Annotated in this window: 4 protein-coding genes and 3 pseudogenes; 5 read left to right on the forward strand and 2 right to left on the reverse strand. The window is 59.8% G+C overall.

Annotated features, from left to right (window positions below; genetic code table 11):
- Nucleotides 1-2,548, reverse strand: a pseudogene (locus tag PDO_RS08860) (Tn3 family transposase); the annotation flags it as partial.
- 120 nt (nucleotides 2,549-2,668) lie between these two features.
- Between PDO_RS08860 and PDO_RS08865 the strand changes: the two are divergent.
- The 5 genes and pseudogenes from PDO_RS08865 to PDO_RS08885 form a co-directional block, all read left to right on the forward strand.
- Nucleotides 2,669-3,298 (forward strand): recombinase family protein, encoded by a 630-nt coding sequence (locus tag PDO_RS08865; RefSeq protein WP_007600566.1) that lies wholly within the window; start codon nucleotides 2,669-2,671, stop codon nucleotides 3,296-3,298.
- The gene (locus PDO_RS08870; RefSeq protein WP_007600567.1) at nucleotides 3,295-3,852 is read left to right on the forward strand and encodes a hypothetical protein; all 558 of its coding nucleotides are present in this window, start codon (nucleotides 3,295-3,297) and stop codon (nucleotides 3,850-3,852) included. Before PDO_RS08865 ends, PDO_RS08870 begins: the two co-directional genes overlap by 4 nt.
- 20 nt (nucleotides 3,853-3,872) lie before the next feature.
- Complete coding sequence (locus PDO_RS08875) at nucleotides 3,873-4,412, forward strand: hypothetical protein (RefSeq protein ID WP_007600568.1); 540 nt, start codon at nucleotides 3,873-3,875, stop codon at nucleotides 4,410-4,412.
- A gap of 119 nt (nucleotides 4,413-4,531) precedes the next feature.
- Complete coding sequence (locus PDO_RS08880) at nucleotides 4,532-5,170, forward strand: reverse transcriptase/maturase family protein (protein WP_280113365.1); 639 nt, start codon at nucleotides 4,532-4,534, stop codon at nucleotides 5,168-5,170.
- Between the two features lie 67 nt (nucleotides 5,171-5,237).
- Nucleotides 5,238-5,729 (forward strand): annotated as a pseudogene (locus tag PDO_RS08885) (DDE-type integrase/transposase/recombinase); the annotation flags it as partial.
- A 43-nt stretch (nucleotides 5,730-5,772) separates the two neighbouring features.
- On the opposite strand, the pseudogene PDO_RS28255 reads toward PDO_RS08885, so the two are convergent.
- Nucleotides 5,773-5,940 (reverse strand): annotated as a pseudogene (locus PDO_RS28255) (IS66 family transposase); the annotation flags it as partial.

Below are 5,940 nucleotides of genomic sequence, written 5' to 3' on the forward strand. Positions count from 1 at the left end.
AATGCTGGCCCTCACTCGTTCGGTCGCGGATTTCGCCCTGCCTGCCTATGCGCAAGGCGTTCTTGAGCGCATGATGGGCCTCGCCCTTGTTGAGACCGATCCTGGCGCGCCGTTGCATGTCGGCATCCAGGATCCATTCGATGATGAAGAGCGTGCGCTCGATGCGGCCGACCTCGCGCAGGGTGAGAGCGAGATCGTGCTGCCGCGGATAGGCGGCGAATTTACGTAGCAACTGGCTGGGCGGCATGATGCCGGCAACCATGGTCGCAGCGGCGCGCAAGATATCGGGCCAATTCGAGACGATGAGGTCTTCCCTGATCCTGCCCCCGACGAGACCGCGCAGTTCGTTGGGCGTGCCAGCCGGGTTGAAGACATACAGCCGCTTCGACGGCAGGTCCCGAATGTGGGGGATGAAGCGGTAGCCCAGGATCGAGGCGGTGGCGAAGACATGATCGGTGAAGCCGCCGGTATCGGCATATTGCTCGCGGACGCGCTGACCGGCCTCGTTCATCAGCAAGCCGTCGAGAATATAAGGCGCCTCGCTGGCTGTCGTCGGAATAAGCTGGGTCGCGAACGGTGCGAACTGGTCGGACAGATGTGTGTAGGCTTTCAAGCCGGGCTCGTTGCCATATTTGGCGTTTACGAGGTTCATCGCTTCGCCCTGTCGGGCGGTCGGGAAGAATTGGCCGTCACTGGAGGCGGAGGCACCCATTCCCCAGAACTGCGCCATAGGCAAACGCCCCTGGGCGGCGACCACCGTGGCGAGTGCCTGATCGATGGCGTCGCTTTCGACATGCCAGCGCGACAGCCGTGACAACTGCCAATAGTCATGGGTGTTGCAGGCTTCGGCCATCTTTCTGAGCCCAAGGTTGAGACCTTCTGCAAGGAGTACGTTGAGCAGCCCTATCCTGTCCTGACAGGGCGCGCCGGTTCGAAGATGGCTGAAGGCTTCGGTGAACCCGGTCGCGGCGTCGACATCAAGCAGGATGTCGGTGATACGCACCTCTGGCATGCGCCGGTGGAGATCGAGGATCAATTCGTCGGCATCCTGGGGTGCCACGGCTGTCAGGCGTTCCATGTGCAAGACCCCGTCTTCGATGTTCCCGAGCGGAATGGTTCCGCTTCGGGCCGCCTTCGCCAACCGCTTCAGCCCGTCCTCCATCCTGGCCTTACGATCGGCCAGCCATATGTCGGGTTCGAGCGGAACGACAAGCCTTGCTGTTGCCTGGGCGGCCTCCATCGGCACCAGCGCCTGTTTGAGGTCGGCGTACCGACGCGAATGCGCGAGCCAGACGTCGCCGGACCGGAATGCGTCGCGCAAGTGAAACAGGACAGCCACCTCCCACAACTGGCTGTCACCTTCGTCTCGCCCTTTGAGATGGCGGTGCCATTTGGAAGTCGGGCGCAAGAAAGCCGCCGGCTGCGATGATGTGTCGTGCTTGTCCCTGATTTTGATGACTGCCTGCATGAGCGTCTGGGCCACGCTTGCCGATTGAATATCCAGGCAGGCCAGCATGCGCGGTGCATATCGTCGAAACCGATGATATCCTTGCACGACGTGAGCCAGGGGATCGGCAGCAAGCGTGTCGGTGAGTTGCGAGGCGGTGGCGACCAGTTTCTCCAATTCCGACCAGCCCGGTGAAGCGGCCACTGCCGTTTCGAGAGAGATATCGTCGTTGCGGGCTTCGAGCATCACGATGCCGAGGCCGGAAAAGGCGCGCAAGGTGTCCATTACGGCGGCTTTGGCATCAGCGACATGTCCGTCGCAAAGCCTTTTGGCCTCCTGCCAGGTCTTGCCGACGATGCGATCATGCGTTTCGACGATGGAATCCGCGGTCATTGCCGCCCATTCCACCGCACACACGGCAAGCGTCGCCAAACGGCGATCCGTGCTGATATCGCGCAAACCGTCAGTGAAATACCGTTCGCCCTGCCGGCGCAGCCGGGCAACCCGGTGTGGCGGAACACCGATGAGTACCTGCGGGTCGAGAGTGAGACCTTTCAGGAATTCGAGCCTGTCGAGCAACCGGCTGGCGCTGGCGGAATTGTTGCCGGCTTCGATCTTGCGCAGCCAGATGAAGCGGCTGATATTGCCCTCGACCGTTTCTGTGAGCAGCGCGTCGAGCCGGTCACGCATGGGTTGATCAAGGCGATCGGCAATCCGGGTCTCGATCCGGCGCTCGGCCTCTACCAGAGCGTCGGCGCATAAGCGCTCGATTGTCGTCATCGCCGGCAGAATAGTTTGGGTTTGACGGCATCGTTCGACAAAGCGGCGTGCAAGGTCATCATTGGAACGCGCGTCTTCTGCCTGGGCGACCAGCCAGTCGCGCACTTCCTGGGCGCCGCGGCCTGCAAAGCTTTTGTAGCCATAGATTGCCCGCAAGGCAGCCAAATGGTCGTGGCGTGTTTCCTCTCGTGCCGCATATTCGGCCAGATCGTCGCTCTGCAGTCCAAGCTGGGCGGCGAGAAACCCGGACAGCTCTTGCGGAATGAGCTCACCAGGCGACAGCAGCCGGCCGGGATATCGAAAAGGGCCGAGCGCTGTCGCTCGGTCAGAATTTGACGTCGTGGCATGGGTCATCGTCTCTATTGAACATTAGTCTGTTTTGGACAAAAATCGGATCAGCAAAATCAACGGCTTGCAAGGCCGAAATTCGTAGAGGTTCAATTGGGACAACGTGCCGCCATTTATGCCCGTGTTTCGACGGCCGACCAGTCGTGCGAACGGCAGGTCAACGAGCTGATCGCATTCGCTGAGCGCGGCGGTTACGAAGTCTTCGGCATCTTCAAGGAAACCGCTTCCGGCGCATCGGCAAACCGGGCTGCCAGGAACAGGATCCTCGACCTCGCCCAGACCAGACAAATCGAAGCCGTCCTCGTCACCGAGCTTTCGCGTTGGGGGCGCTCCACGCAGGATCTGCTGGATACGCTCGACAGATTGGCCGGCTGGAAGGTCTCGGTCGTTGCCATGAGCGGCATGACCTTCGAGCTCGACACGCCGCACGGCCGGATGATGGCGACCCTGCTTGCCGGCATTGCCCAGTTCGAGCGGGATCTGCTGAGCGAGCGCGTGAAATCGGGGCTTGCCGCCGCCAGGGCCCGTGGGAAAAAACTCGGCCGTCAGGTTGGCCAACGCCCCAAATCAGATCGCCTTGCACCGAAGGTCCTGGCATTGAGCGCCGAAGGCCGCAGCTACCGATGGATCGCACGCGATCTCGGCATCAGCAAGAATACTGTCGCTGACATTGTCAAGCGCTGTAGTCCGTCCTTGGCTGCAACGGAGGAGCGCGCATTATGACCAAACAAGTCAGGCGTCCTCCGCCCGATCCGTATCGCAAGGCTCGCTTCAGGGAGATTGCACGCGAGATCGTTGCGAAGGACCGTTACAATCGCAAATACGGCCTGTCCGTCGATACGGCCGGCGCAATCGCCAATGCGCTCGAGAGGGCGTACAGGGAAGGGATCAGCGGCGGCGGAAGCCAGCTTGCCCCAATTATCGAATATCCAGCCGACGGGCTAATCGATTGGGCGTTGATACCGCCGCGACCAAGAAACGCATTCTGGTCCATCTGCCTGTTCACGCTTTCGCGCGACAACAAGCCCGCCCCTGGGGGATATCTTGTCCCGGCCACCACCGAACGCGGAACATCGGGATGGATGCTTGTCATACCACAGCGAACCCACGAGAAGGTGCTCGGGGATAAAACGATCGTACCCCTGGTGCGTCTTGGCGTCCTTGAGGCAGACGACGATAATCCCGCGCATCTGGTCGTCTCGAACCGCGGCAAGGAAACGTGGTTCCAGTTCCTCCAACGAGGTGGCCGGTTTCCAGACGACCTCACCAATCTATAGCCGTGCTCCAGGAAGGTACCATGTCAAAAGACAATCGTCAGATCGCCGCTGCCATTGATCTACGGATGAGGCAGCTGGAGAAGCAGGGTGTTCAAGGCGGCGCGATGCTCGATCATATGCTGGGCTATATGGAGGGCCTTCAGAAGATTTACGACACCGCCTCCGACAAGGAACTGATGGACCTTTGTGAGCGCTATCCGAGCTTTTATCGCTGCGCCGATCTGATGGAGGCCATGTCCGAGAACAATCGACAAATGGCCGAAGCGGGCACACATCCCTACCGCGACCTGCCTGAACTTCCCGAACCGCTGAAGCGAAGCCTCTCTGCCCTGATGGCTTGTGCCGCCGACCTCGAACGCGCTTTCCAGACCGCCGTCGATTCCGGTGGCTTCGCCCGTCAAGCCAGCCAACTTGATCACATGAGACGGCAATGGGCCGTGGATTTGCAGCATCTGGTCGAGATGTTCCGCTCGTCAGACCTGCCACCCCAAAGCCAGATCGTTGCGCAAAACGTGCTCAGAACCATCGCCGAGCGAATTATACGGCTCGGACAATCATGATCCGCCCGTTCAAATCGCTAACGTAGGATTCCGCCCCCAGCCGGAACCGACCCCTACAGGACGGACGGTTCGTCGATCTTCTCTATCGGTTCCTGAAGGCAGGCCACATCGACCGTGGCCTGTTTACGGCCTCAAGCGAGGGCGTTCCGCAAGGTGGCGTTCTGTCACCGCTCCTGTCCAACATCATGCTCCACGAGTTTGATAAGTGGCTGGAGGCGAAATATCTGAGCGACAAGGCCCGCAAGGACCGCTGGGCATGGAACTTCGGCATCAAGCAGCGCCGCCCCATTACGGTTCGAGAGAACCGGCAATGGAAACCGGCCGTTGCCTACTGCCGATACGCTGACGACTTTGTCGTGATCGTAAAAGGAACCAAGGCTCAGGCAGAGGAAATCCGTGAGGAATGCCGGGCGTTTCTGGAAGGCGAGTTGAAGTTGACGCTGAACATGGACAAGACCCATGTCGTGTTCTGGAAAATGGCGCATTGGCTGGGACACAAGTACCGATCCCGCATCAAACCCTTGATGCGGAAATGGTACCGGGTCCCGGAGCCGGGCAAGGCGAAAACCTGGCTCGTGTTTGGTCGCAATGAACGCGGTAACCCTGTCGGAAAAGCGCTGCAACGGCTTGTCTCAAGCCCCAAGGCGCAATTCCGGTGGCGCAATCCGGAGGAAAACCCATACATCTTCTGGATCGAAAACCGCAGCACCGTCACATCGCACTACAATGATGTTGCAATGGCCATGGGCCAAGCTTGAATAGAGAGCCGTATGCGCTGAAAGGTGCACGTACGGTTCGGGGAGGAGAAGCGCATCCGCGCTTCTTACTCCACTCGCCACATGGCAGGGTTTTGTCTACGTGGCCTTTGTCATCGACGTCTTCGCTCGTCGCATCGTTGGCTGGCGGGCGAGCCGGACGGCACATGCAAGTTTCGTCCTCGATGCCCTTGAGCAGGCACTTCATGATCGGCGTCCCGCTCATGGCGGCGGCCTCGTGCATCACTCGGATCGCGGTGTTCAATACGTGTCCATTCGCTATTCCGAGCGGTTGGCAGAAGCAGGTATCGAGCCATCTGTCGGAAGCGTCGGCGACAGCTACGACAACGCCCTCGCAGAAACGATCAACGGTCTCTACAAGGCCGAGGTCATTCACCGGCGCGGTCCATGGAGGAACTTCGAAGCGGTGGAATTCGCCACTTTGGAATGAGTCGATTGGTTCAACCACCGACGCCTCCTGGAGCCCATCGGAAACATACCGCCAGCCGAAGCTGAAGAGCGGTATTACGCCATGCTGGACGAAGCAGCCATGGCCGCATAACTTAAACGAAATGGCCTCCGGCAAACCCGGTGCGGTTCAGTTTGATATTGGGCAGCTCGATCGCATCGTGTTCGCTGACGATCTCAGCGGCAAGTTCACCCGCCAGTAAAATCCCACAGCATGAACATTGATCGGGACGATGATCGACGACACGGTCGAAATCGCTGGCCAAGGACCGGCTATGGCCTTCATGGCCCGGTTTAGCACCGCC

Source organism: Rhizobium sp. PDO1-076, from assembly GCF_000247475.1.
Lineage (GTDB): Bacteria > Pseudomonadota > Alphaproteobacteria > Rhizobiales > Rhizobiaceae > Allorhizobium.